Genomic DNA, 2,718 nt, shown 5'->3' on the forward strand with positions numbered 1-2,718 from the left:
CCGACTGTTTCCGCTTTATCAGTGAAAAGTGGTAGGAAAAGAAGCAAAAAGGAGAAAAGAAATGCATGTAGAATTTTTAAGTCATTGGAGCGGTCATTTGAACCGTGAAATGTATGTCAATCGTTACGGTCATGCTGGTGTTCCAGTAGTAGTCTTTGCTTCGTCAGGTGGTTCTCACAATGAATATGCTGATTTCGGCATGATTGAAGCCTGCTCTTGGTTCATCGAGACAGGGAAGGTGCAATTTTTCACCTTGAGCAGCGTAGATAGCGAAAGCTGGCTGGCTGACTGGAAACATCCCCATGACCGTGCTGAGATGCACCGTGCTTATGAGCGTTATGTTATTGAAGAAGCGATTCCCTTTATCAAACACAAGACAGGCTGGTTTGACTCAATGATGACGACAGGCTGCTCTATGGGGGCTTATCATGCTGTCAATTTCTTCCTCCAGCATCCAGATGTTTTCAATAAAGTGATTGCCCTCAGTGGTGTCTATGACGCACGCTTCTTTGTTGGTGACAATTTGAACGATGAAGCTATTTATCAAAACTCGCCAGCTGACTATATCTGGAACCAAAATGATGGCTGGTTTATTGACCGCTATCGACAGGCTGATATTATTGTTTGTACCGGTTTGGGCGACTGGGAGCAGGATGGTCTTCCTTCATTCTATACACTGAAAGAAGCCTGCGAGCACAAAAATATTCCAGCTTGGTTTGCTGAATGGGGCCATGATGTTTCCCATGATTGGATTTGGTGGCGCAAGCAGATGCCTTATTTCTTGAGCCAGTTAAATCTCTAAAATGTTAAGTAGAAAGGAAGTCTTGCTATGAATTATATTGTTATTTCACCTTATTATCCGGAAAATTTCCAGCAGTTTACGATTGAGCTGGCTAACAAGGGCATTAGAGTGCTTGGTATCGGACAGGAGCCCTATGAGCAGTTAGGTCCAGGCCTCCAGAACGCATTGACCGAGTATTTCCGTGTTGACAATTTGGAAAATCTGGACGAAGTGAAACGTGCGGTAGCCTTCCTTTTCTACAAACATGGACCGATTGACCGCATTGAATCCCACAATGAATACTGGCTGGAGCAAGATGCCCAATTGCGTGAACAATTCAACGTTTTTGGAGCCAAACCGAATGATCTGAAAAAGACCAAGTTCAAATCAGAGATGAAGAAACTCTTTAAAAAAGCTGGTGTGCCAGTCGTTCCAGGCCAGGTTGTTAAAAAACTATCAGATGTGGATCAGGCTGTCAAAGAAATCGGTCTGCCTCTGATTGCCAAGCCAGATAATGGAGTAGGAGCTGCAGCCACGTTTAAGATTGAAACAGCTGCGGATGTTGAGCATTTCAAGGCTGAGTGGGATCAGGAAACCGTCTATTTCTTTGAAAAATTTGTGACTTCTAGTGAGATTTGTACGTTTGATGGGCTGATTGATTCTGAGGGAAATATAGTCTTTTCAACGACTTTTGACTACGCCTATACCCCGCTAGACCTCATGCTTTATAAAATGGATAATTCTTACTATATCCTCAAGAAGATGGATCCAAAACTTCGTGCTTATGGCGAGGCCATCGTCCAAGCATTTGGCATGAGAGAGCGCTTTTTCCATATCGAGTTTTTCCGTCAAGACGGTGATTATATAGCTATCGAATACAATAATCGTCCAGCAGGTGGCTTTACCATCGATGTTTATAACTATGCTCATTCGATTGATCTCTATCGTGGATACGCGAATATTGTGGTGGGTGAGCCTTTTCCTGAGTCAGACGTAGAGCCATTATTCTGCTTGGCAACGTCTCGTCGCGCAAGCTCACATTATGCTTATTCAGAGGCGGATTTGCTAGAGAAATATCGGGATAATTTTAAAGTCAAAAAAGACATGCCAGCGGCCTTTGCAGAGTTGCAAGGAGACTATCTCTACATGCTGACCACTCCAAGTCGGGAGCAGATGGAAGAAATGATTGCTGACTTTGGAAAGAAAGCAGAATAGAAGCATTCAAAAAATCTAGGAATAATAGTTTGTGAAATTGTTATTTTTGTTTCATCAATCAGCGTATCCATGCGATATGCTGATTTTTTCTTTGTGAAAAAATCTGAGCAAAACTTTTGACAGTGCTTTCAACATTGGTTAGAATAGAAGGGAAATAAATAATGCTTATACCCTGTATCATTCGGAATTATAGTACAATTCGAGCGCGTGGGATATTCATGAAAGCCCAGTACGACTTGGTTAGCTACCAACGATTGTCTTAATTCACGATTGAACAGCGTTTTAGAAAGGCAAAGAAATGTCAACTTTAGATAAATCTCTCTTATTAGAGATGTTCCGTAAGATGGAAGAAATCCGTCGCATGGACTTGAAAATTGCGCAACTTGTAAAAAAAGGAAAAGTTCCAGGCATGACTCACTTTTCAGTTGGTGAGGAAGCAGCAAACGTTGGTGCAATGTTAGCTTTGAACCCGGATGATTTAATCACTTCTAATCACCGTGGACACGGTCAAGCCATTGCTAAAGGCATTGACCTGAATGGTATGATGGCTGAAATCCTTGGTAAGTATAATGGTACTTGTAAAGGAAAAGGCGGCTCTATGCATATTGCCGATCTGGATGCTGGAAACCTTGGTGCCAATGGTATTGTAGGTGGCGGTATGGGAATCGCTGTCGGAGCAGCTCTGACCCAGCAAATGCATAAGACAGGTAAGATTGTTGTCT

General features: G+C 42.5%; 3 protein-coding genes. All 3 read left to right on the forward strand.

The window, feature by feature from the left end:
* The first annotated feature begins 61 nt into the window (after window positions 1–61).
* The gene (locus tag Q0191_RS03640) at window positions 62–802 is read left to right on the forward strand and encodes an esterase family protein (protein WP_297663931.1); all 741 of its coding nucleotides are present in this window, start codon (window positions 62–64) and stop codon (window positions 800–802) included.
* Window positions 803–829: 27 nt separating this feature from the next.
* Entirely contained in the window at window positions 830–1,996 is a 1,167-nt protein-coding gene (locus tag Q0191_RS03645) for an acetyl-CoA carboxylase biotin carboxylase subunit family protein (protein ID WP_297663932.1), read from the forward strand.
* A gap of 298 nt (window positions 1,997–2,294) precedes the next feature.
* The coding region (locus tag Q0191_RS03650) for a thiamine pyrophosphate-dependent enzyme (RefSeq protein WP_297663933.1) at window positions 2,295–2,718 on the forward strand (424 nt) is incomplete at its 3' end.

It is taken from the genome of uncultured Streptococcus sp., assembly GCF_938036805.1.
In the GTDB taxonomy this organism is placed as follows: Bacteria; Bacillota; Bacilli; order Lactobacillales; family Streptococcaceae; genus Streptococcus.

Excerpts from the sequence above, each read along its gene's own strand:
- Q0191_RS03640 (WP_297663931.1), top strand. The coding sequence starts at position 62 with ATGCATGTAGAATTTTTAAGTCATTGGAGCGGTCATTTGAACCGTGAA.
- Q0191_RS03645 (WP_297663932.1), top strand. The coding sequence starts at position 830 with ATGAATTATATTGTTATTTCACCTTATTATCCGGAAAATTTCCAGCAG.